At 59.4% G+C, this 22,747-nt stretch carries 19 protein-coding genes; 11 read left to right on the top strand and 8 right to left on the bottom strand.

The genetic code is table 11. From position 1 onward, the window contains the following. Position 1: 1 nt before the first annotated feature. Positions 2 to 157 carry a hypothetical protein gene (locus RBB76_RS11710; protein WP_429632711.1) on the bottom strand — a complete coding sequence of 52 codons (156 nt, stop codon included), beginning with the start codon at positions 155 to 157 and terminating at the stop codon, positions 2 to 4. A gap of 17 nt (positions 158 to 174) precedes the next feature. Between RBB76_RS11710 and RBB76_RS11705 the strand changes: the two genes are divergently transcribed. Together RBB76_RS11705 and RBB76_RS11700 are read left to right on the top strand one after the other, a co-directional pair. Next, on the top strand, positions 175 to 1,080 hold the full coding sequence (locus RBB76_RS11705; protein ID WP_429632709.1) for a formate/nitrite transporter family protein: 906 nt from the start codon (positions 175 to 177) through the stop codon (positions 1,078 to 1,080). A 90-nt stretch (positions 1,081 to 1,170) separates the two neighbouring features. Next, entirely contained in the window at positions 1,171 to 2,172 is a 1,002-nt protein-coding gene (locus RBB76_RS11700; RefSeq protein WP_429632707.1) for a zinc-dependent alcohol dehydrogenase family protein, read from the top strand. A gap of 24 nt (positions 2,173 to 2,196) precedes the next feature. On the opposite strand, the gene RBB76_RS11695 is transcribed toward RBB76_RS11700, so the two are convergent. Together RBB76_RS11695 and RBB76_RS11690 are read right to left on the bottom strand one after the other, a co-directional pair. Further along, positions 2,197 to 3,177 (bottom strand): substrate-binding domain-containing protein, encoded by a 981-nt coding sequence (locus RBB76_RS11695; RefSeq protein WP_429632705.1) that lies wholly within the window; start codon positions 3,175 to 3,177, stop codon positions 2,197 to 2,199. A 195-nt stretch (positions 3,178 to 3,372) separates the two neighbouring features. Then, on the bottom strand, positions 3,373 to 4,365 hold the full coding sequence (locus RBB76_RS11690; RefSeq protein WP_429632703.1) for a substrate-binding domain-containing protein: 993 nt from the start codon (positions 4,363 to 4,365) through the stop codon (positions 3,373 to 3,375). A 231-nt stretch (positions 4,366 to 4,596) separates the two neighbouring features. On the opposite strand from RBB76_RS11690, the gene RBB76_RS11685 reads away from it, so the two are divergent. Then, positions 4,597 to 5,913, top strand: a complete 1,317-nt coding sequence (locus RBB76_RS11685; protein WP_429632701.1) for a glycoside hydrolase family 18 protein — start codon at positions 4,597 to 4,599, stop codon at positions 5,911 to 5,913. Between the two features lie 12 nt (positions 5,914 to 5,925). After that, positions 5,926 to 9,645 carry a transcription-repair coupling factor gene (gene mfd, locus RBB76_RS11680; RefSeq protein WP_429632699.1) on the top strand — a complete coding sequence of 1,240 codons (3,720 nt, stop codon included), beginning with the start codon at positions 5,926 to 5,928 and terminating at the stop codon, positions 9,643 to 9,645. On the opposite strand, the gene RBB76_RS11675 is transcribed toward mfd, so the two are convergent. Further along, positions 9,635 to 10,495, bottom strand: coding sequence for a hypothetical protein (locus RBB76_RS11675; RefSeq protein WP_429632697.1), 861 nt, complete (start codon positions 10,493 to 10,495; stop codon positions 9,635 to 9,637). The genes mfd and RBB76_RS11675 overlap by 11 nt on opposite strands. A gap of 321 nt (positions 10,496 to 10,816) precedes the next feature. Between RBB76_RS11675 and RBB76_RS11670 the strand changes: the two genes are divergently transcribed. From RBB76_RS11670 to RBB76_RS11650, 5 genes are all read left to right on the top strand, one after another. Further along, the gene (locus RBB76_RS11670) at positions 10,817 to 11,290 is read left to right on the top strand and encodes a cupin domain-containing protein (RefSeq protein ID WP_429632695.1); all 474 of its coding nucleotides are present in this window, start codon (positions 10,817 to 10,819) and stop codon (positions 11,288 to 11,290) included. A 14-nt stretch (positions 11,291 to 11,304) separates the two neighbouring features. Beyond that, complete coding sequence (locus tag RBB76_RS11665) at positions 11,305 to 13,083, top strand: DUF885 domain-containing protein (protein WP_429632693.1); 1,779 nt, start codon at positions 11,305 to 11,307, stop codon at positions 13,081 to 13,083. 165 nt (positions 13,084 to 13,248) lie between these two features. Beyond that, on the top strand, positions 13,249 to 14,136 hold the full coding sequence (gene galU / locus RBB76_RS11660) for a UTP--glucose-1-phosphate uridylyltransferase GalU (protein WP_429632691.1): 888 nt from the start codon (positions 13,249 to 13,251) through the stop codon (positions 14,134 to 14,136). Positions 14,137 to 14,371: 235 nt separating this feature from the next. Continuing rightward, on the top strand, positions 14,372 to 14,851 hold the full coding sequence (locus RBB76_RS11655; protein ID WP_429632689.1) for a ferritin-like domain-containing protein: 480 nt from the start codon (positions 14,372 to 14,374) through the stop codon (positions 14,849 to 14,851). Between the two features lie 123 nt (positions 14,852 to 14,974). Further along, positions 14,975 to 15,217 (top strand): hypothetical protein, encoded by a 243-nt coding sequence (locus RBB76_RS11650; RefSeq protein ID WP_429632687.1) that lies wholly within the window; start codon positions 14,975 to 14,977, stop codon positions 15,215 to 15,217. A 49-nt stretch (positions 15,218 to 15,266) separates the two neighbouring features. Here RBB76_RS11650 and RBB76_RS11645 read toward each other — a convergent pair whose 3' ends face one another. Continuing rightward, on the bottom strand, positions 15,267 to 15,653 hold the full coding sequence (locus tag RBB76_RS11645) for a carboxypeptidase-like regulatory domain-containing protein (protein WP_429632685.1): 387 nt from the start codon (positions 15,651 to 15,653) through the stop codon (positions 15,267 to 15,269). Positions 15,654 to 15,692: 39 nt separating this feature from the next. Beyond that, positions 15,693 to 15,893, bottom strand: coding sequence for a hypothetical protein (locus RBB76_RS11640; protein WP_429632683.1), 201 nt, complete (start codon positions 15,891 to 15,893; stop codon positions 15,693 to 15,695). Between the two features lie 155 nt (positions 15,894 to 16,048). On the opposite strand from RBB76_RS11640, the gene RBB76_RS11635 reads away from it, so the two are divergent. Both RBB76_RS11635 and RBB76_RS11630 read left to right on the top strand, forming a co-directional pair. Next, complete coding sequence (locus RBB76_RS11635; protein ID WP_429632681.1) at positions 16,049 to 17,623, top strand: M28 family metallopeptidase; 1,575 nt, start codon at positions 16,049 to 16,051, stop codon at positions 17,621 to 17,623. Between the two features lie 310 nt (positions 17,624 to 17,933). After that, the gene (locus RBB76_RS11630) at positions 17,934 to 18,761 is read left to right on the top strand and encodes a rhomboid family intramembrane serine protease (protein ID WP_429632679.1); all 828 of its coding nucleotides are present in this window, start codon (positions 17,934 to 17,936) and stop codon (positions 18,759 to 18,761) included. A gap of 348 nt (positions 18,762 to 19,109) precedes the next feature. Here RBB76_RS11630 and RBB76_RS11625 read toward each other — a convergent pair whose 3' ends face one another. Together RBB76_RS11625 and RBB76_RS11620 are read right to left on the bottom strand one after the other, a co-directional pair. Next, a complete protein-coding gene (locus tag RBB76_RS11625) occupies positions 19,110 to 19,685 on the bottom strand; it encodes a hypothetical protein (RefSeq protein ID WP_429632677.1) in 576 nt (191 codons plus the stop codon). Positions 19,686 to 19,843: 158 nt separating this feature from the next. After that, on the bottom strand, positions 19,844 to 22,621 hold the full coding sequence (locus RBB76_RS11620) for an MGH1-like glycoside hydrolase domain-containing protein (RefSeq protein ID WP_429632675.1): 2,778 nt from the start codon (positions 22,619 to 22,621) through the stop codon (positions 19,844 to 19,846). Between the last annotated feature and the right edge of the window lie 126 nt (positions 22,622 to 22,747).

Below are 22,747 nucleotides of genomic sequence, written 5' to 3'. Positions count from 1 at the left end.
ATTATAAAGACGCATAGCTGATCGCAATCATCGTCTCCGACCAGCGGGAGGACCAAAACACCCCATCGCACCCATAAAAGGTACACACGCCACGAAGTGGCCGCCCCACGCGCAGCGGGCCGTCCGGCAGGACACGCGCCTCTCCATCCTCTATCATTTCTGCATCCAATCGATATGCCTTACCGCCTTCGCCGCTACCCACCCCCGCCGCCCGTGAATCAGGACGCGCAAAAGAATCTCGAGCGCCCCAGCGCCCAGGACATCTACGAGCAGGTAGCCAACAACGCCCGCCAGGAGCTAGGCCGTTCCAGCATCTCCCTCGCCATCTCCGGCCTCGCCGGCGGCATCTTCATGGGCCTCTCCGCTCTCGGCAACGCAATCGCCATCGCCCTCCTTACCACCCCCGGCACAGTTCCCTCCCACACCATCTTCTTCGTCGGCAAGATGTTCTACCCTCTCGGCTTCATCGTAGTCATCCTTGGCCGCTCGCAGCTCTTCACCGAAAACACGCTCTACCCCGTAGCCCTCGTCCTCGCCGAAAAGAAGCACTTCTGGAAAACTCTTCGCCTCTGGGCGACTGTCCTTCCCGCAAACGTTCTAGGCGCTCTCTCCTTCGCTGCCATCGCCGCTCTCACCACTGCCCTAAAACCCGAGATCGTTCAAGCCATCGCCGGCCTCGGCCTCGAAGCCATCCACAACCCCGCCGCCACCATCTTCTGGAGCGGCGTCATGGGCGGTTGGATCATCGCCACCGTTGCCTGGCTCGTCTCCGGCTCTCACTCCATCACCGGCTCCGTCATGATCATCTGGATGCTGACCTTCGTCGTTGGCCTCGGCAACTTCGCCCACTGCATCGCCACCAGCGGAGAGATCCTCACCGCCATCCTCATCGGCAAGGCTGCATGGAGCAGCTACTTCACCTGGCTCCTCCCCGCCGTAGCCGGCAACATCTGCGGCGGCGTAGGCATGGTCACCCTGCTCGAATACGGCCAGGTCATCTACGGCGGCGACGCCGACGCCGAAGCCATCGCCCCTCACGTCAAAGAAGACCCCAAACAAGAAGAATCCACCAAAGCCTGACAGTCCTTGAGAGACAAGCCCACCCCCTAACTCCTGAGTCTTTCCCTCTGCGCCTTCATCCAACCACAGAGCGAGAGCAAGGAGAGCCACATGCCCGACACCGTAAAGATCGTCCGCTTCCACAAGACCGGCAACGCCGATGTCCTCCAGTTCGACGAACTCCCTCTCCCCGAACCAAACAATGGAGAAGTCCGTCTCCGCGTCAAAGCTCTCGGCCTCAATCGCGCCGAGGTAATGTTCCGCAACGGCCAATACCTCGAAACTCCCATCGTCCCCGCAAAGAACGGCTACGAGGCCTCCGGCATCATCGAAGCGGTCGGCCCCGGCGTCGACCCTGCATGGATCGGCAAGACTGCCAGCACCGTTCCCGGCCTCTTCAGCCTTAATACCCACGGTGTCTACGGCGAAGTCGCCATCGTCCCGGCCGCAGCACTCGCCGAGTACCCCGCCCAGCTCTCCTACGAGGAAGGCACCTCCATCTGGATGCAGTACCTCACGGCATACGGCGGCCTCATCATGCTGGGCCATCTCAAAAAAGAAGATTTCGTTCTCATCACAGCTGCCAGCAGCAGCGTAGGCGTAGCCGCAATTGAAATCACTAAGGCGGAGAGTGCCACCAGCATCGCCGTCACCCGCACCGCCGCGAAAAAAGCGGAGCTACTCAAACTCGGTGCCGACCACGTCATCATCTCCGACGAAGAAGATCTCGTCGCCCGTGTCAAAGAGATCACAGCTGGCAAGGGCGCTCGAATCGTCTTCGATCCTATCGGCGGCAAGATCGTCGAAGCTCTCGCCGCAGCGTCGTCCAAAAACGGCATCATCTTCGAATACGGCGCCCTCGCCCCCGAGCCAACCCCCTATCCGCTCTTCACCGCACTCAGCAAATTCCTCACCATCAGGGCTTACACCCTCTTTGAAGTCGCTGCAGATCCCGTAGAGTTTCCCAAAGCCAAGAAGTACATCTTCGACCACATCGTCGCAGGCAACTTCAAGCCTCTCATCGACAGGACTTTTCCCTTCGCCGAAATCGTCGAAGCCCACCGCTACATGGAGTCGAACGCTCAGATCGGCAAGATCGTCGTCACGCTCTGACCTCACAAGCCTCTGCCCTGAAGACTACGGCGTCTTGTCCTCTCCAATGTTCAACAGCGAATCTACATTGCCCTTATCAACCAACGTAACTCCCGTATCGATAAGTGTCGGAACCGGCGCAAACGAGTCCAGCGCGTAGTCCTTCACGAGCGGTTTCATCGGGTAATGGTAGATATCATCCAGCGCCTTCAAACCCACCAGCGCCATCGTGAAGGGTTTTTGAGAGATAGTCGAATCGATCGTTCCATCCTTTACGCCCTGCAGCACCGTCTGATCAGTATCCATCGCCACCAGCAGCCGGTCCTTTACATTCGCCCTGCGAAACGCCTCCGCCACATCTTTCCCCGAAGCCGCCTCAAGACACACGATCGCATCAACCCTGTTCGCCCCCGTCCGCGACAGATAATCCCGCGTCTGATCCATCGCCAGTCCGGAGTCTCCCTTCATGTCGAACACATCGACAACCTTGATCCCCGGATAGTGCGAGAACGAATCTTTATAGCCCTTCAATCGCTCGTCAATATTCGGCTGACCAGGAATCGAAAAGAAAGCCACGTTCCCTTTGCCGTTCAGCTTCGCCGCAACCCGCTGTCCGCCCAGTCTCCCCGCCTGCAGATTGTTCGTCCCAATGAAGTAGAGTCGCGTACTAGCCGGAGCATCGGAGTCCATCGTGATCACCGGAATCCCCGCATCCATCGCGGCTTTGATCTCCGGTGCCATCAACTCTGCGCTCGCCACCGAAACCAGAATCCCCGCAGGCTTTCGCGCGACCACCGTGCGAAACTCAGCCACCTCGCCCTGCGGATCGAACGTAGTCGGCCCGCGCATCTCGGCCGAAACCCCGTACTGAACCGCCGCCTTCTGAAATCCCGCATTCGCCGCCTTCCAGTAGGGCAGATTGATGTTCGTAGCAACCAAATAATAATGTTCATCTTTGCTGTGCCGCGTACACCCCGCAAGCAGTGGAAAGAACATAGCCAGGAGAGCAAAAAGAGGTCGCCTCATAAAGTGGTTCATCGTCATCCTCTGGCAAAACTTCTGTCCGAAGCCGAAAAGCATGGAACTCCGGCAGCGGCAAAGGTATATCCCGGGGGCCTGATGCTACTCCAAATGCTGTTGGCGGTAATTTTCTAAAAGACCTCAGCGACCGTCCTCAGACACCCTCAGACGGTCGCACCATGCGCTTGCCGCTCGAACCCATTACTGGTTCGCCTCTTTTTGCTTCTTCATGACGGCGCTCAAATTTGTCTTATCCACCAGCGCGACTCCCGTATTCACGAACGCCGGAAACGGAGAATACGGATCCAGCGCAAAGTCCTGATCCATCGGCTTCACAGGATAGTGATGAATCTCATCCAGCGCCTTCAGCCCTAGATACGCCATCGTGTAAGGCTTTTGCGAAATTGTCGAATCGATCGTTCCATCGCCCACCAGTCTCAACGTGTCAGAGTCCACGTCCATTGCGATCAATAAACGGTCCGTAATATTTCGCCGCTTGAAAGCCTCCGCCACATTCACACCCGAACGCGAGTCCAGGCAGATAAACGCATCCACTTTGGCTGGCCCCTTCCGTTCCAGGTACTCACCCGCCTTATCTAACGCCGTGCCTGGGTCAGCCTTAATATCAAAATCCTCCACCACCTTAATTCCCGGAAAGCCGGAGAAGATATCCATGTAACCCTTCAAACGTTCGTCAAGGTTCGGCTGCCCCGGGTTAGAAAAAAACACAACATTCCCTTTGCCGTTCAACACCGCAGCCACGCGCCTTCCGCCTAATCGTCCAGCCTCCAGATTATTAGTCCCAATAAAGTACAGCCGCTTGCTCTCCGGCGAATCCGAGTCGATCGTAATTACCGGGATCCCCGCTGCTATAGCCGCATCAATCGCTGGGGCCATCAACTGCGTGCTCGCAACCGATACGAGAATCCCCGCAGGCTTCCTCGCCACCATCGCATTGAATTCGTCGACCTCTGCCTGTGGGTTCAGACCGGCTGGCCCACGCGTATCGACCGAAACCCCATACTGCAAGCCAGCTGCCGCAAATCCGTTCGCAGCCGCCTTCCAATAGGGCACCGCTGTATTCGTTGCGATCAGGTAATACTGCTCGCTTTTGCTGTGACGGGTGCATCCCGCGATCAGTGGAAGCACCACCGCTAAAAGCGCAAAAAGATACCGCTTCCTCAAAATATTCATAGCTGTCCTCCGGCTCATTCTGTCCGATGTCGAAAATGTCGAAATCGGGCAGCAGCGCAGGATATATTTCCTGCGGGTGCCAGATACTACTCCAAATCACGCTGCACAGTAAACTCTGGGGGATCAACCTCTCCAACTCACTTTGGCCGGTAACCTACTCCATTCATTGATGTCGTCGCGCACAGTCTCGAATACCTGAAGCGTTTCCCTCCGCGCTTCGTCTGTCAGAGTGTGCAGACGTTCTTACAAAGAGCCCGCCTCCTCCTGCTCCTCACCCTGGCGGTGCTCGCCTCTCAGCCCAACTTTGCGCACGCACAATCCGATGCGAAAATCGCTCCTCTACAAGCCCTGAAATCGGCTTCTCCACCAGCTGCTAAACCAGCACTCATCGGCTACTTCCCGCAATGGGGCATCTACAATCAGCCGCAGTATCTCGTCAAAAACCTCGCCACAGGCGCCTCTCCCTTGGTCGATCAGATCAACTATGCACAGGGCTTCGTCACCAACGGCCACTGCTCAATCGCCGACCCCAACGCCGATCTCAACTACACCTTTACCGCCGAACAAAGCGTCGACGGAGTGCCGGATACCACCACACAAACCTTCCGCGGCAACCTCCACCAGCTTCAGAAACTCAAGCGCAAGTTCCCCAACCTCCGCATCCTCATCTCCCTCGAAGGCCACTCCACCGACTTCGCCGACGACGCCCAACCCGCAAACCGCGCAGCCTTCGTCTCCTCTTGCATCGACACCTTCCTCAAAGGCCAGTTCGCGCCCGGAATCACCATCCCCAATCTCTTCGACGGCATCGACATCGACTGGGAATATCCCCATCAGCCCGACGCCGCCAACTATGTCGCGCTCCTCAAAGAGTTCCGCCGACAAATGGACACCGTTCGCCCCGGCCTTCTCCTCAACGTCGCCGTCGGCCCCAGTCCCCGCATGTACGAAGGCACCGACATGGCCGAGATCGCCCGCCTCGTCGACCGCATCGGCCTCATGACCTATGACATGAGCGGCCCATGGAGCGAAACCACAGGCTTTATCGCCCCGCTCACCGCAGGGCCCAACTACAACGGCGGCACCGTCGCCCACTCCGTCGAGGCCTACCTCCAAGCCGGCGTCCCCGCCGAAAAACTCCTCATGGGAGTGCCCTTCTACGGCTACGGCTGGCATCAGGTCCCTGAAGACGACAACGGACTCGCCCAGGAGGGTTCCCCCATCCACGGCGATCGCCCCTACAGCTACATCGCCTCTGTCATCCCCACCTCCACCGTCTACCGCGATCCCGACTCGCAGACCCCCTGGCTCTTCGACGGTGACATCTTCTGGACCTACGACGACCCGCTCTCTATCAGCCACAAAGCTCACTACGCGCTCGACCATCAGCTCGGCGGTCTCATGATCTGGGAGCTCGGCGAAGACAACGCCGCATCCGATCTCCTCCACGCCGCCCACGAATCGTTACAGACTCCACCTCAACCGGCACTCTCGAACGCCGAGGAGCCATCTGAAGGCGATTCTGCTCCACCCGCGCCTTCACGATAAACTCAGTACAGTATGGTCCTACCCTTCGTCCGCGAGCTCCTCGCAGACCTGGAGCACTCTGAAGCATTCGAGCGTGTACGCCGCCACCTGAGCGGAGGCACGGGGCGCAGACGTGTCTCTGGACTCACCTTCACCGCCCGCGCCCTCTATCTCCCCTTCTTCGTCCGCGCCGCCCAGGCCCCCTGCGTCATCATCGTGGCCGACAACAAAGCGGCCGAAGCACTCCAGGCCGCCGTCATCAGCGCCTGCGAGCTCACCGGAGCGCTCTCCGCCGACTCCGTCCTTCGCCTCCCCGCACACGACGTCCTCCCCTTCGAAAATCTCTCGCCACATCCCGAAATTCAAGAGACCCGCGCCGCGACACTCTGGAAAATCGCCACAGGCCAGGCCAAACTCGTCATCGCGCCAGTCGAAGCCGCCTGCATGCGTCTCTTCCCCCGCGACTACTACCGCGCTCTCACCCTCCAACTCAAAGTCGGCGAAGAGTACATGCCCGACATGCTCGTCGAGCACCTCCTCTCCGTCGGCTACACCAAAGTCGACGTCGTCGAGATGCCCGGACAGGTCACCCTCCGCGGCGGCATCCTCGACGTCTACTCGCCCGAGATGGACCGTCCCGTCCGCATCGACTTCTTCGGCGACGAGATCGAATCCATCCGCCGCTTCGACCCCGACACCCAGCGCTCCGCCTCCACCCTCGACAACGCTCTTCTCCTGCCACTCACCGAAACCCCCGTCACAGACCGCCTCCTCACCGCCATCAACGCCCGCCTCACCCGCGCGGGCACCGCAGGCGCAGCCCTCGAAGGCGGCGAAGAACCCACCGAACTCCTAACCCACGTCAGCACACGCACAGGCGAAGCCACCATCTTCCCCGGATGGGAGTTCTTCGCTCCAGTAGCCGGAGCCAACCTCACCCTCCTCGATCTCCTCAGTGCATCCAGCCCCACCGCCCCCCGCGTCTTCCTCGAAGAACCCGCCATGATCAAAAATCAAGGCGAACGCTGGTGGAACAAAATCGAGCAGCGCCACGAGCGCTCCGGCATCGGAAACCTCGTTCGTCCCGAGGACATCTACCTCTCCCCCTGGGACCTCGACGACCGCCTCCACAAGTTCTCCGGCATTGAGCTCGACCAGCTAGGCGCAGTCGATATCCTCGACGCCGACCGCAGCGACCTCTCTGAAGTCGACTTCGCCACCCGCCCCACCATGCGCTTTCACGGCTCCATTCCAGCGCTGATCGACAACCTCAACTCGCTCATCAAACAGGAAGCCCGCATCCTCCTCACCGCCCCCAATCAAGGCGAAGTCGAACGCCTCGCCGGCCTCCTGCAGGAGTACCAACTCCCCTATCGCCTCGGCTCCCGCAACGAAGCCCCCGGCAGCTCCACCGTCTACACCGAGTCCAGCTATCTCGGCGGCAACACCATCGATCTCCGCACCCCCGTCATCGTCAAAACCCCCATCGCCGCCGGCGTTCAGATCCTCGACCTCGATAAAGCCACCGCCCGCCAGATCGTCATCTTCGGCGCACAAGACCTCACCGACGACGCCGACGTAACCACCCGCCCCGTGCGCCGCGGCAAATCCAAAGCCGCCGCCTTCATCTCCGACTTCCGCGACCTAGCCGTCGGCGACTACGTCGTCCACGTAGAGCACGGCATCTCCCGCTACTGCGGCCTCCGCGTCATCGAAGAGAACGATCAACCCCCACTCGAACTCATGATCCTCGAGTTCGCCGACGAAGCAAAACTCTACGTCCCCCTCACGCGCCTCGACCTCATCCAGAAGTACCGCTCCAGCGAAACCGGGCCCCCACCGGAACTAAACAAACTCGGCACCCAGTCCTGGCAGAAGACCAAAGCCCGCGTAAAAAAGGCGATGGCCGACATGACCGCCGAGCTGCTCAAGCTCTACGCGCAGCGTCAGGCCGCCGTCGGCACGCCCTTCTCACCCGACACCAACATGCAGCACGAGTTCGAAGACGCCTTCGACTTCAACGAGACCGACGACCAACTCACCGCCATCGCCGACATCAAGGCCGACATGGAATCCACCCGCCCCATGGACCGTCTCCTCTGCGGCGACGTCGGTTACGGCAAAACCGAAGTCGCCATGCGCGCCGCATTCAAAGCCGTCCAAGACAGCAAACAAGTAGCAGTCCTAACGCCAACAACAGTCCTAAGCTTCCAGCACTTCGAGTCCTTCAAAAAACGCTTCGCCAACTTCCCCGTCAACATCGAGATGATCTCCCGCTTCCGCACCGCCAAAGAAAAAAAGATCATCCTCGAAAAGGCCGAAGCCGGCAAAATCGACATCCTCATCGGCACCCACGCCGTCCTCTCCAAAGACTTAAAGTTCCAGGACCTCGGCCTCCTCATCGTCGACGAAGAACAGCGCTTCGGCGTCCGTCACAAAGAGCGCCTCAAACAGATGCGCGCTCAAATCGACGTCCTCTCCATGTCCGCCACGCCCATCCCGCGCACCCTCCACATGTCCCTCATCGGCCTGCGCGACATGTCCGTCATCGAGACTCCCCCCAAAGACCGCATGGCCATCCAGACCATCGTCGCCAAGTTCGACGAAAAACTCATCCGCACCGCAATCGAGATGGAGCTCGAACGCGGCGGCCAGATCTACTTCGTCCACAACCGCGTAGAAACCATCTACGACCTCGCCTCAAAAATCCGCGAACTAGTCCCGCAGGCCCGCATCGTCATCGGCCACGGCCAGCTCCCCGAAGCCGAGCTCGAGCGCGTCATGCTCGCCTTCATGAACCACGAGTACGACGTCCTCGTCGCCACTAGCATCATCGAAAACGGCCTCGACATCCCCCTCGCGAACACCATCATCATCAACCGCGCCGATCGCCACGGCCTCAGCGAGCTCTATCAGCTCCGCGGCCGCGTAGGCCGAAGCAATCGCCGCGCCTATTCGTACCTGCTCATCCCACCCGAAACCGAATTAACCGAAATCGCCCGCCGCCGCCTGGCCGCATTAAAAGAATTCTCCGACCTCGGAGCAGGCTTCAAGATCGCCGCACTCGATCTCGAGCTACGCGGCGCAGGCAACATGCTAGGCGGCGAACAATCCGGCCACATCGAAGCCATCGGCTTCGAGATGTACACCACCATGCTCGAAGAGGCCGTCCGCAAGATGAAGGGCGAAGAAGATAAACCAGCCCACGCTAACACCGTCATCAATCTCGGCATCTCCGTCCGCATCGACAGCGACTACATCCCCGAAGAAAACCAGCGCCTCCGCATGTACAAGCGCATCGCCGGCGCACAAACGCAAGCCGACCTCACCGACGTCCGCGCTGAACTACAAGACCGCTACGGCACCCCACCCGAAACCGTCCTCAATCTCTTAGCCGCAGGTGAAATCCGCCTCCACTGCGAACAACTCGGCATCTCCCAGCTCGACCGCAAGCGCACGCAGGTCGAACTCCCCAATCCAAACGGCAACAAGAAGCAGCCCATCAAGACCTTCGTCGAGATGCTCCACGTAAAATTCGCCGCCGTCAACGCCGACCCCTCGCACTTCACCAACGGCAACAACAAAACCGTAGATCCCGGCACCCTCATGAAGCTAGTCAGCCGCAACACCAAGCGCGGCGCGCAATTCAGTCCGAACGGCACCTTACGCTGGCCCCTACCCACCGCCAAAGCCGAAGACGTCCTCTCCGAAACCCGGGCCCTTCTCGACGCCCTCGACGTCCCTACCGCTTAGACCCGATCACAACCAGCTGCGGAGGCCTTCCCTGCTCAACATAGGGTTGGGCATAGACGGAATAGCTTCCCCCAGGCACCGAAACGTCCACCCCCAACTCCAGCCGTGTCACATCCGCGGGCAGGTTCACAGTCAGGACGTAATAACCATATCCGTCGTGCAGGGCATCGTGAATCGCCCCTCTCAAAGTTCGTTCCTCACTCTCGCGACCTCGCACTCTTTGAAACACAGGTGCTCCTGAGCCTCCAGCCACACTGCTCACCGCCTCGTTCGAGGAAGTAGAAGAAAGAAAGCTGCTGCCAGCGTCATAGGCCCCGGCAGCGCGCACCTGGTTCCAGGGATCTCCTCCTGCGTGATACACCGAGATCCCCGGCAACAACGCCTCAGCAAGTGTTCCGGCGCCTAGTGGTACGCCAGGCTCTGTCACCAAAAACACAACGCGTCGTCCAGAGAACCGCGTCAACCTCGCCGCAGCTAGATTAATACTGCGATGCACCTGTCCCTGGTGAGCGAGTTCCTTCTTGAGCTCCACGGAAGAGGAGACATAAGGCGTCTGAACGCCCTTTCCATCCGACACGCTCACCTTCCAGTCCGCCTTCCACAACTCTTCCAGCTTGTCCGGCAACTGGCGAACCGCCTCAGCGTCAGTCGTCAAAAGCACCACCAGCAGCTTCGTCGGAACTCCAGTCCCATGACTGCTCTGATCCCGGACGCCCTCTACTTTCACCTGTGTACCAGTCGAGCTGCCTCCCGCCACAACCTTCACTCGAAAATTTCGGGCCTCAAGCCTCCTCACCGGCTCTCCCGCCGTATCCCGCACCTGCACCGCGATATGCGCCTCCCTCGCCACGGGAAGCCGAAGCTACACTTCCCACCTGTCCCCACATCGAAGGCAGTCCCAGAACCCAAAGCCCAACCAGACAGAACGCGCTCGCTCGCACGATACCCTCCCGATCCCCGGCAATTCGGCGCTCAGAGAATAGCATCTGGATTTATCGTTATGCCTCGTCGATCGGTTCGTAGCGCCAAATCCCAGACATCAGCCGCTGCAGCTCTATCAGCAACTAGATAGACGACCTCACTCGCTCTCCGTAACTTTTTCCTCCACTCCGTGTCATAACAAGTGGTCACCGAAGCCGTATTCCTTGCAACGAGACGGGAAAGGGGTCTTATGCATCAGCCCATCCAGATCGGCAAACTCAGCATCACCTTTCTCCAGAGCCGTCACCAGACCCAAGGTACCGCTGACCTCTTCGAGCTCCTCATCCCCCCACACGCTCATCTCAACATCCCGCACCTGCATCGCGTCTCCGACGAAACCGTCCTTGGCATGAACGGCATCACCACCTGGACCGTCGATGAGCGTCGCATCACCCTTCACCCGGGCCAGCACCTCCAAATCCCGCACGGCACCGTCCACTCCTGCCTCAACGACCAGCAGACCACCGCTCGCATCATCTGCCTGCTCACCCCAGGTCTCCTCGGTCCCGAGTACTTCCGCGAACTCGCCGCCGCGATCCGCGCCGAAGACCCTCCCAACCTCGCCTATATCGGCAGCGTCATGGCGCGCTACGACATCATCCCGTCCGCCGTTCCATCCCCATCCCACCCAGACAAAGGAGCAGTCCTCTTCGCTCTGCCGTAAACTGGTCGCACCATATGGCCAGCCGCATCTTCACCCCCAAAGCCCTCTTCGTCGCCGCTCTCGCCCTCCTCCCCGGCATGCGGCCCGCGCACGCCCAGCACGTCTCCGCCGACGGCGGCGTCCAGACCTTCAACTACCTCTCCGACCAGTACTTCTCCGACGTCTACTTCCACTTCACCCCCACCAACGGCACCGCCAACGGCCTCCACCAGTACGACACTCAGCTCGAAGACTACTCCGCCGCCAACATTCAAAAACAAATCGCCGCTCTCCATGCCTACGAGAAGAAGGTCGAAGCCATCGACCCCTCCGCCCTCGACGCCTCCGTAGCCGGCGACCGCGCCATCCTCCTCAACAGCATCCGCAGCACCCTCCTCTCTCTCGAAGTTATTCGCCCCTGGGAGAAGAATCCCGATAACTACTCCTCCGGCATCACCGCCTCCGCCTTCGTCATCATGGAGCGTCCCTACGCCCCCGCCGACACGCGTCTCAAATCCTTGGTCGAGCGCGAAAAGCAGATGCCGCAAGTTCTTCTCGAAGCCCGCAAGAACCTCAAGAACCCCCCGCACATCTACACCGAAATTGCCCTCGAACAACTCGACGGCGACATCAGCTTCTTTCAGAACGACGTCCCCTCCGCCTTCACCGACGCCACCGACGCCGACACCAAAGCCGCCTTCGCTAAATCGAACGCCGCCGTCATCGAAGCCCTCCAATCCTACGAGGCCTGGCTCAAATCCGATCTCCTCCCTCGCTCCAACGGCGACTACAAACTCGGTGCCGACACCTTCGCCAAAAAACTCGCCTACGACGAGATGGTCGACATCCCCCTCGATCACCTCCTCGACATCGCCTACGCCGACCTGCACAAAAATCAGGCCGAGTTCGCCCGCGTCGCCAAAGAAGTCGACCCCACCAAAACCCCGCAGCAGGTCCTCGCCGAACTAGCCACCATCCACCCCGCACCCGACAAGCTCCTCAGCACCTTCAACGACACCTTCGCCAGCCTCATCGACTTCATCAACACCCACCACATCATCACCATCCCCTCCAAGGTCGAACCCACCCTCGAAGAGACCCCTCCCTTCGAGCGCGCCACAACCTCTGCCTCCATGGACCCTCCGGGCCCCTTCGAGACCCACTCCACCAAGGCCTACTTCAACGTCACGCTGCCTGAAAAAACCTGGACACCCGAACACATCGCCGAACACATGTCCGAGTTCAACGTCGGCACCATCATCTCCACCAGCGTCCACGAGGCCTACCCCGGCCACTACATCCAGTTCCTCTGGACCCCGCAGTTCCCCTCCACCGTCCGCAAGGTCCTCGGCGCCAACACCAACATCGAAGGCTGGGCTCACTACACCGAGCAGATGATGCTCGACCAGGGCTACGGCCAACCCGGCGCAGGAGCACAAAACGAGCGCGAAGCCAAACTCATCCGCCTCGGCCAGATCCAGGACGCGCTCCTCCGCGACGCCCGTTTCGTCAACTCCATCAAGCTCCACACAGGACAGTTCACCTTCGATCAAGCCGTCAACTTCTTCGTCACCGACGGCTACCAGTCGCACTCCGTCGGCCTCGTCGAAACCAAACGCGGCACCGCCGACGCCACCTACCTCTACTACACGTTAGGCAAGCTCGAGATCATGAAGCTCCGCGCCGACATGATGAAGAAACAAGGCGCAGCCTTCAACCTCCAAACCTTCCACGACGACTTCATGCGCCAGGGCTTCGCCCCCATCAAAATCGTCCGCAAAGCCATGCTCCACGACGACTCACCCGTCCTGTGACGAACAGGCAACTCCATATGTGCGGTGGACAACATGGCCTGGCACTCTATGTCTCCATCTTCACCGTCTAATGTAGGTCGTTCTACTCAATCACATCGTGTCATCCAAGTCTTGATCTTGCCCTGCTAGCATTTCTTGTAACCCTGAAATGCATCCAAGGAACTAATGACCCTAAACAAGACTCAAAAAATCCGCAAAGCAGTCTTCCCTGCCGCAGGAATGGGCACGCGCTTCCTCCCCGCCACCAAGGCCATGCCCAAGGAGATGCTCTGCCTCGTCGACAAGCCCCTCATCCAGTACGGCGTCGAAGAGGCCGTAGCCGCCGGATGCACCGAGATCATCATCATCACCGGCCGCGGCAAATCCACCATGGAAGACCACTTCGACCGCAGCCCCGAGCTCGAAGCCTCCCTCGCCGCAAAAAATAAAACCGCACTCCTCGAGATCGCTCGCTCCGTCTCCAAGCTCGCGAAGATCACCTACACCCGCCAGCCCGAACCCCTCGGCCTCGGCCACGCCGTCCTCATGGCCAAAGAGCTCGTCGGCGACGAACCCTTCGCCGTCCTCCTCCCCGACGACATCGTTGACGCCACCATCCCCTGCATGAAGCAGATGGTCGAAGCCTTCAACGAAATCCAATCCAGCATCCTCGGCTCCGAGATCGTCGAAGGCGCAGCCATCCAGAACTACGGCTGCCTCGACTGCACTCCCGACCCCAAAAATCCGCGTCTTCTAGCCGTCAAAGACCTCGTCGAAAAACCCAAACCCGAAAACGCCCCCTCGCAAAACGCCATCATCGGCCGCTACATCCTCACCCCGCGCATCTTCGACATGCTTGAGCACATCACCCCCGGCGCAGGTGGCGAACTGCAACTCACCGACGGCATCAAAGCCCTCCTCCAGCACGAAAAGGTGTACGGCTTCGTCTACGAAGGCACCCGCCACGACGCCGGTGACAAGCAAGGCTTCCTCCGCGCCACCGTCGAATTCGCCCTCAAAAACAAAGACCTCGGCCCAAGCTTCCGAGCCTGGCTAAAATCCCTCCCGCTCTAGCCATCCACTCCTGACTACCGCCATCTCGACCGAAGCGGCTCACGTGAGCCGCAACGGTAGCAAAGCCCTCGCACCTGCCGCTTAGCTCGTCATTCCGACTGAAGCGAAGCGTAGTGGAGGAACCTGCTGTTCGCCCTGAGCTGCGTTTATCTCCACATCATTCCGTCACAAACTCCAGAGATCGTTTCTGCATCTCAAACCGAAGACCGCGCACCACAGAAATCCTGGAGAACAAATGTCCGACAAAAAAGAAAGCGCACCCGCCGCCACCCTCACCCGCGAAAAACTAATCGATTATCTCAACGAAGACCTCTCGCGCGAGTACCAGGCCATCATCGCCTACGTCAATTACTCGCAGGTCCTCAAGGGCGCGCAGTACATGAATATCGCTGACGAACTCGCCATCCACGCCACCGAAGAGCTCGCCCACGCCATCGCCATCGCGAATCACATCGACTATCTCGGCGGCATGCCCACCGCCACCCCCAAGCCCGTCAAAACCTCCGAAAAGAACGAAGAAATGCTCCGCTTCGACCTCGAAAACGAGACGGTAACCATCGCCAACTATCGCCGCCGCATCAAGCAGTGCGACGAACTCAACGAGTACGCCATCGGCGAATCCATCCGCGAGATCCTCATGCAGGAGCAGGACCATCTCATCGCTCTCGCCACCGCCCTCGGCATCGACCCACCCAACCCCGGCATCGCCGACTAAGCACGCTTCACCAAAATATCGGTATCCTGATCCTGAGAGTAGTCGAAGGAGAAGAATCACTGTGTTTGCTTCACCGTGAATCGCATCGACGGCTTTGAACAACCGAAAATTGGAGGAAAGCAAATGAACGAAGAAGCGATGAAGGCGGAACTCGAGCGCCTCAGGGCCGAAAACGCCCAACTCAAGACCAAAGAAAAAGCCGGTATCAGCCTCAAGGTAAGCGACAAGGGCGCAGTGTCGCTCTACGGCATGGGCCGTTTTCCGGTCACTCTCTACAAAGAACAGTGGCTCCGCGTCCTCGCCAACGCGCCTCAAATCGAAGCATTCATCCACGAGAACGACGCGAAGCTCAAGACGAAGGAGTAGCAGCTCGATATCGCGGAAGCGGCTTATTCAGCTTCCGCGGGCCGCTTTTCTACTTCCCGATCTTCAAATCGATATAAAACTGGTTCTTATTATCGAACGAGCTGATCGTCTTCACCGGGCTCTTCTTCCCGTTGCTCTCAGCCCAGATCTCATAGTCCGTGTTCTGAGCCAGCTGCCCAAACCGATATTCACCCGCATCATCGGAAAAGTAGCTCTTCACCGCAAGGCTATGGTCGTCCTTCAAATACACCACCGCGCCCTTCACAATCGCCCCACCGCCATCCGTGACTTTACCCTGAACCACCCGCTGCACAGGCCCACGCTGCTCCGCAACCGCAGACACAGCCCGCACACCGACAGCCAGAATCACCACCGAACAAGACGCGAGAATCACCTTACCGGCAAACGAGCGGACCAAGCGATCAATACTCTTCATATTCTTTCAGTATACGGCTATCTCCATCCAGACCAGCCGTTACTCCTCTTCTTCGTCACCGGTATGCGTCACATCCTCATCGTCATAACCAGCATCGTCAATAGCCGCCAGCTCCAGAGGATCTACCGAAATCACCTCGAGGTCGATTCCGCACTCTTCGCACTGAACCGTCTCGCCCTCCTCCACTTCATCGGCGTCCACCACAATCGGGTTATCGCACTCCGGACAAACAACAGCCATGATCTTGCCTCCAGGGTCTTTGAGCCCACTCGCTCGTCTATAGGATTATAGGAACATCCCAACGGACGCCCTCGTTATTTATTTAGCGACCGTCCCGCCCATTCGTCAAGCATACGATTCAGTTGCCGCTTCGGTTTTGCACAAGGAGAAATTTCGTGACCGCTGCACCTTACCGCCCCGCACGCCCGGCCCTCACCATCCTCGCAACTACCGCCATCCTCTCCTGCACCCTTCTCCATGCCCAGCCAGCCCAGCAGGCCCAACAACCCCTCACCACCGGCCGCCCCATCACCGCCGCCCCAGCCGACCCCGCCATCGCCGCCGCCCTCGCCCAGGTCTCCCCCGACCACATCAAAGCCACCATCACCAAACTCGTCTCCTTCAACAACCGAAGCACCCTCTCCAGCATGGACACCGACCTCGCCCCCAACACCGGTGTCAACGCCGCCTCCGACTGGATCGAGTCCGAATTCAAATCCATCTCCTCCGCCTGCAACAACTGCCTCGAAGTAAAGCGCGACACCTTCACCGAACCCGCCAGCACCGCACCCAACGCCCGCATCACCAAACCCACCAAAATCAGCAACGTCTACGCCGTCCTCCGCGGCACCGACCCCGCCCAGGCCGCCCGTATGGTCCTCGTCACCGGACACTACGACTCCCGCAACTCCACCAACGCCAACACCCACGACCCCGCCCCCGGCGCCAACGACGACGCCAGCGGAGTCGCCGTCTCCCTCGAATCCGCCCGTGTCCTCTCCAAACTCAAATTCCCCAGCACCATCGTCTTCGTTGCCGTAGCCGGAGAAGAACAAGGCCTCAACGGCAGCGCCCACCTCGCCAAGCTCGCCCACGATGAAAACTGGCAGCTCGAAGCCGTCCTCAACAACGACATCGTCGGCGGCGACACCACCCCCGGCAACACCACACCCCCCAACATCCAGGACAAGACCACCGTCCGCGTCTTCTCCGAAGGCATACCCGCCAACACCACTCCCGACCAACTCCGCGCAATCCAAACCCTCGGTGCCGAAGGCGACTCCCCCTCCCGCGAACTCGCCCGCGCCATCGTCGACGTCGGCGCCACCTACTTCCACCCCACCTCGCAACACTCACCCATCCCCCCAGGCAGCCGCGTTCACAACAACCTCATGCGCATGATCCCTGCCTTCCACCCCGTCCTCATCTTCCGTCGCGACCGCTTCCTCCGCGGCGGCGACCACACCTCCTTCAATCAGGAAGGCTTCGCCGCCGTCCGCTTCACCGAGTGGGCCGAGAACTTCGATCACCAGCACCAGAACGTCCGCGTAGAAAACGGCACCCAGTTCGGCGACCTCCTCCAGTACGTCGACTTCAACTACGTCGCCAACGTAACCCGCCTCAACGCCGCCACCCTCGCCACTCTCGCCTCCGCCCCAGGCCAGCCGCAAAACGTCCACATCCTCACCACGGCCCTCGACAACAACACCGAGCTCACCTGGCAGCCTCCCGCCGGCGCCCCAGCCAGCACCACGTACGAGGTCGTCTGGCGCGAAACCGACCAGCCAACCTGGACCGACTCCGCCAGCGCAGGCGCCGCCCTCACCCTCAAGCTCGCCGTCTCCAAAGACAACGTAGTCTTCGCCGTCCGCTCCGTCGATCCCGCCGGCCATCGCAGCATCGCCGTCCTCCCGACTCCCGAACGCGGCCAGCGTCCACCAACTCCAACGCCACGCCCAGCGAACCAATAACAGATCCTTCCATCACCCATCGGGAACCTAAAGCGGCAAATGCCGTCATGTCCTGCCGGACGGGCCCACTGCGCGTGGAGCGGGCATTTCATGCCTTCTTAACTTGTCTCGGCAGATCCAGAGACAAAACTCCTCCCGCTGGTCGGCACAGAATCTCACCGCGACCAACGGGAGCGTCAACCGAAGGGGATACACACGCCACGAAGTGGCCGCCCCGCGCGTAGCGGGCCCGTCCGGCAGGACACCTTATTTAAACAAGCCACGCGGTATGTCTTTTCATCTCCAACGCCTATGATCAAATAAGAAAAGCATGCCCCGATCCGGCCCCATCTCGCTTGCGCTCCCCGCCTTCGAAGGCACCACCCGCAAACTCATCCTTCTGAACGTCGGCGCCTTCTTCGGCCTGCTGATCCTCCGCTGGCTCGCCCCGCAACTCGAAGCGGTCCTCCACAGCCATCTGATCCTCGAGCCCCTCGCCGTCGTCCACGGCGAAATCTGGCAGCTCCTCACCTACTCCTTCGTCGAACAGGGCATCCTCGGCATCCTCTTCGGCATGCTCACCCTCTGGTTCACCGGATCCCTCCTCGAACCCTCCTTCGGCGGCCGCTGGCTGGCTGAGCTCTACCTCACCTCGGTCATCGGCGGCGCCATCCTCGCCTCCGCCATCTCCTTCACCCACATCCTCGGCCTGCGTCCCGACGTAGGTGCCGCTGGGGCCTGGTCAGGCATCTTCGGCCTCATGGTCGCCATCGCCATGATCTTCGGCGACCAGGAGTTTCTCCTCTGGTTCGTCCTCCGCATCAAGGCCAAGTACATGGTCGCGATCTACATCCTCATCGCGGTCGCTCTCCTGCTCAAACAGGCCGACACCTTCAACGCCCTCATCCAGCTCTCCGGCGCCCTCTTCGGCGCGCTCTACGTCAAATTCGCTCCCCGCCGCGGCCTCGCCTTCGGCCTCTCCGAGCAGTACTTTGGCGTTCGCAACCGCTACTACCGATGGAAGCGCCGCCGCGCCGCCCGCAAGTTCGAGGTCTACATGCGCAAGCAAAACCGCGAGGTCCACTTCGACAAGGACGGCCGCTACGTCGACCCCGACGAACTCCGCAAGAACCCAAACGACAAGCGCTGGATGAACTAAGACACCGCCGTATAGAAGGAATCCGTCTCGCCTTGCCTGATCCAACTACTGCGTTTGCAGTCTCGCCTTTTGCAGTTGTCTGTTCTTTTGTTGTCATCCCGTAGGGATCTGCTTTTGCATTCCCCACCCAGGCAAACGCCCCAGAGTGCCCATCCATCGCGGTCTACGAGACGGGTGGGAATGTAGAACTCTTCCCAACCAGCCGTTGCTCTTGCAGTTTCTAGATCCAATCCAACCACAGAGAGTCGTCATCTAGACCGGAGCGGCGGACAGTCCCTCCGTCCGCCGTGCAGTGGAGAGACCCCCGTATTTGGCCGTTGCCTGCTTTAAATGGCCTTCAGGCAAGCTCTAAGGCGTCCTCAAATCAGCGACCGTCAAACTACCGAACGCCTGTTGATAGTTGGCACTCCAAACCCCATCCACATCCCCGCTCGACAGATACACCCGCTTCTCCCCGGCAAACTCCGGTGCAAACTCCACCGCAAGCTTCACCGTCAAAGTCTTCCCCGAAACCTGCGACGAAGCCCCCGCTGCCAACACCATGCACTGCGAGTTCTGCAACGTCGCAGAACTCCCCGCCTTCGCCGCATGCGTCCCATACATACCACCCACGTTCGGCACCAAAGAAATCTCCTGTGCCAGCACGTCGTACTTCATCAAACACTCGTTCGCGGACCACTTCTTCCGCTCACCCGGCCGCAGCCCACCAGACATCACCGACAAGGTAACCTCGCCTATGTGCGACCCGCCCTTCGGGTCCTGAAACGTCGCCGTAAACCTCTGCCCACGCCCACCATCCGGCGAAATCGCAACCGCCACCGGAACCGACGAATCCATCCTCATCGGCGCAACCCGTCTGCACCCAACCAGCAGCCCCACAAAGACAATCGAAACCGCAACGAAACTCCGATGCCGCATCGTCATCCCCCCAGCTCGACCATTAAATTCTTATATCGAAGCGCCCTTAGCTCTGCCTACGCCGCACGTACGAATTCCTACGGATTTTTTTCAAGGCAGCGAACGTGCAACAGCCCTAACCACGTTGACGAAACAAACCGCCTACTTAAAAAATCCCGACCCACCTACTTCGTGGCCGCCGCAACCACCGCCGCTGCTACATCCTTCTCGCCCAGCCCAAGCTTGACGGCCTTCTCCTCGACGTTTTTGTCCGCGAGATCCTTGACCTCAAACGCCCCGTTCGCCTGAATAATCCGCGCAATGCATCCCGTCCAACCCGTCTGGTGACTGGCTCCCACCCCCGCCCCGGTATCACCATGGAAGTACTCATAGAAAAGAACATTGTCCTGCCAAAGCGGATCCGTCTGAAACTTCTCCGCACTCCCAAACACCGGCCGTCTCCCCGTGCTGTCCTTGGTAAACGTGCTGATCAGCCGCTCTCCCAGCACTTGTGCCACCTCAAACAGATTCATCTCCTTCCCCGATCCCGTCGGGCACTCAACCTTGAACGCGTCCCCGTAGTACGCTCCCAGCCGCATCAGCGACACATACAACAAGAAGTTCACCGGCATCCACACCGGCCCCCTCCAGTTCGAGTTCCCTCCAAACATCCCGCTATCCGAATCCCCCGGCACATACGAAACCTGAGACTCATGCCCCCCCAGACTGAACTTATACGGATGATCCACGTGATACCGCGACAACGCCCGAATCCCATGCGGACCAAAGAACTCATTCTCGTCCAGCATCTTCGTCAGAATCCGCCGTAGCTTGTCTTCATTCACCGTCGCCAGCAGCCGACGCCCCGCCAATCCCGGCGTCCCCGGCATATGCAGATTCTCCGCCAGCTCCGGATGCCGCGCCAGAAACTGCTGCGCATGCTTCCGGAACGTCGGCAGCTTCTCCATCAGGTCTTCTTCGAAGATCGCCACCGCCGTCAACGGCAACAGCCCCACCATCGACCTCACCTTCATCCGAAACGCCTCGCCATTCGGCAGCCGCAGCACGTCGTAGAAGAATCCATCTTCGTCATCCCACATCGTGTCCTGCTGTTTCCCCATCCGATCCATCGCACCCGCAATCCACATCGTGTGCTCGAAGAACTTCACCACGAACTCCTCATACACCGGGTAGTTCAACGCCAGCTCCACCGCAATCCGCAGCATCTGCTGGCTGAAAAACACCATCCACGCCGTTCCATCCGCCTGCTCCAGATACCCGCCATTCGGCAGCGGCGCACTTCGGTCGAACACCCCAATGTTGTCCAGCCCCAGAAATCCACCCTCAAACAAATTATTCCCCGACCGATCCTTCCGATTCAGCCACCACGTAAAGTTCACCAGCAGCTTCGAGAACGCATACGACAGAAACTCCAGATCCCCCTTCCCGCCATTCCGCTCTTTATCGCTCATGTAAATCTGAATCGTCGCATACGCATGCACCGGCGGATTCGTATCCCCGAAGTTCCACTCATACGCCGGAATCTGCCCATTCGGGTGCTGATAATCATTCCGCAGAATCAGCTCCAGCTGTGCCTTCGCAAAGTCGGAGTCCACAGCCTGAAACGCCAGCATATGAAACGCCAGGTCCCACGCCGCATACCATGGATACTCCCACTTATCCGGCATCGAAATAATGTCGTCGTTGTACATATGAAACCACTCGCCGTTGCGCACCTTCTGCCGCGTCTCCGGCGTGCACCACGGCCCCACCTTGTGTTCCCTCAACCACAAATTCAGGTCGTAATAAAAATACTGTTTGCTCCACAACATCCCCGCTATCGCCTGCCGCATCACCAGAGCGCGATCCGGATCCCGGTTCACCTTATCCGGCGTAATCGACTCGTAGAACGCATCCGCCTCTTTCAGCCGCGTCGCAAACACCTGATCGAAGTCCTTGAACGGCTTCGCATCCAACTCCGCACCCGTCTGCTTCAACCGCAACCGCAACACCTTCGTCTCGCCCGCACCCACCTTCAGCACATAGTAAGGAGCCGCCTTCGTCCCCACCATCGCCGAATTCACCGCACCCTTCTCTCCATCGATCACGTAGTGATGAAAACCATCCTTCACATAAGGCGAACCGTTCTCCGTCCCAAAAAGTTTTTTGTTGTTGCTCTCATTCTCCGTAAACAGCAGCGGAGCATCCCCCTCGCAATACAGCGTGTAATCCGGCAGCGACTCCTGAAAGATCGGATCCGTATGGTGCGCCGAGATCGCACCATATCCCTTCCCCTGCACTCCCTTCAACTCCGGCTTCCCGCCATGATCCGACCACATCCACGTATTCCGAAACCAAACCGTCGGCAGCACATGCAACACCGCCTCCTCCGGCCCGCGATTCGTAACGCTGATCTTGATCCCCAGATCCTCCGCCCCCGCCTTCGCATACTCCACAAACACATCGAAGTACCGGTCCTCGTGGAACACACCGGTGTCCAGCAGTTCATACTCCGCACCCGCACGCCCACGCTCCCGATTCGTCTTCACCAGATCGTCATACGGATAAGCAGCCTGCGGATACTTGTACAGATACTTCATGTACGAGTGCGTAGGCGTGCTATCCAGATAAAAGTAGTACTCCTTCACATCCTCGCCGTGATTGCCCTCGCTGTTCGTCAACCCAAACAGCCGCTCCTTCAAAATCGGATCCTTGCCATTCCACAACGCCAGCGCGAAACACAGCACCTGGTGATCGTCGCTCACACCCGCAAGTCCATCCTCGCCCCACCGATACGCCCGAGACCTCGCCTGATCATGCGTAAAGTAATCCCACGCATTTCCATCCGCACTGTAGTCTTCCCGCACCGTCCCCCACTGCCGCTCACTCAAGTAAGGGCCCCACTTCTTCCACGGGATGGCTTTCGCTTTAGCCTCGACAAGTCTGCTCTGCTCTTCGGTCATAATCCCCTCCGGTTGATCTCTACACAAAGCGGGGCCCACCTGCGATGAATCGAGCACTCATCTTAGATCTGGGTCGTTACAAACAGAAGCGTATCCCTGCAAATTTCCCTCCCCAATAACTTATGT

This window comes from Tunturiibacter psychrotolerans (assembly GCF_051013365.1).
GTDB lineage: Bacteria > Acidobacteriota > Terriglobia > Terriglobales > Acidobacteriaceae > Edaphobacter > Edaphobacter psychrotolerans_A.
The sequence above is the reverse complement of the archived record's forward strand: the minus strand, read 5'-3'. Positions and strand labels throughout refer to the sequence as shown.